General features: G+C 36.5%; 1 pseudogene. It reads right to left on the bottom strand.

What is annotated here, in order from left to right:
- A pseudogene (locus B0A57_RS06960) lies at window positions 1-1,035 on the bottom strand (transposase); the annotation flags it as partial.
- Window positions 1,036-1,100: the final 65 nt, after the last annotated feature.

Raw genomic sequence — 1,100 nt, 5'->3', positions numbered from 1 at the left:
GGTGTAATTCTTTGTTGAAGATAAAGCCTTTGCGAAATGCTTTGTACTGTCCGAAATTTGGAATATAAGCATCGATGTTTTTTTTGTGTAAATACGCTAATGCTTCACCACTGCTATATCCGCCATCGGCTAAAAGTTCTTCTAGTTCAATATCATTTTCATTTAGGTTATCCTCTGTGAGTTCGACGATTTTTTCGATACACTGACTGTCGCGCTTGTCTGCAAAATCAGAACAAGCTCCTGTAATAACGTGGTGCGCATCGTCTACTGCAATTTGTCCGAAGTAGTTTAGTTGTCTGGCCTTACCTGGCTTTACACTTACCCTAGCATCGGTATCGGTTGGAGAATAATGCGTGTGATTTGATACAAATCTTGGTCGTATTAAATTGCCATGTGCATCTACTTTATCAATGTTCAAGCTGGGATTGGGTTGGTCTTTATAAGCTTCTTTTTTCCAATGGTGGTGCTGTTCAACTAGCTTTTTTCTGGTACTTGTGGTTTTAAATTCGCTATTCTCTTCTAATTCATTTACAAAAGCGCTCACGTCATCTAAAACTTCTTTCTCTACCAAACTATCCATACTGGCATTTGCCTTGATGAAAACGCTATCAACTGCCTGACGCTTGCCTCGAACCATACCTTTGGAAACACACATTTTTAAAACTAGTTTAAATAAATCTAAAAAAATGGATTCGCCATAGAGTTGACGTGTTCTACTTATGGTACTGTGCCATGGCAAACTTTCGTAAACATCGTAACCCAAAAACAATCGAATAGACAAACTATCGCTACAATAAGCAATCAAATGCCTATCGCTATTGATATTGTTTAAATATCCAACCAGTAAAATCTTGAAAAAAACTACTGGATCGATGCTCTCTTGTCCTTCTTTGCCGTAGTACTTTTGAGTGGCTTTATAAATAAAATGTAAATCGAGTTCGGTTGATAATCTTCTGTAGAAATTATCTGCTGGAACCATATCCAACAAATTAACAGATACAAATAACTGGGGGTGAAATTCTTCTTTCCTTGCATGGATAAATTTACAAAAATTCATTCTTTTAAACAAGTTTTAATATATTTGGTGGAGTTGTGCAACA

The organism is Flavobacterium psychrophilum DSM 3660 = ATCC 49418 (assembly GCF_002217405.1).
In the GTDB taxonomy this organism is placed as follows: Bacteria; Bacteroidota; Bacteroidia; order Flavobacteriales; family Flavobacteriaceae; genus Flavobacterium; species Flavobacterium psychrophilum.
Note: the sequence above shows the minus strand (reverse complement) of the source record. Positions and strands in the feature narration are given on the sequence as shown.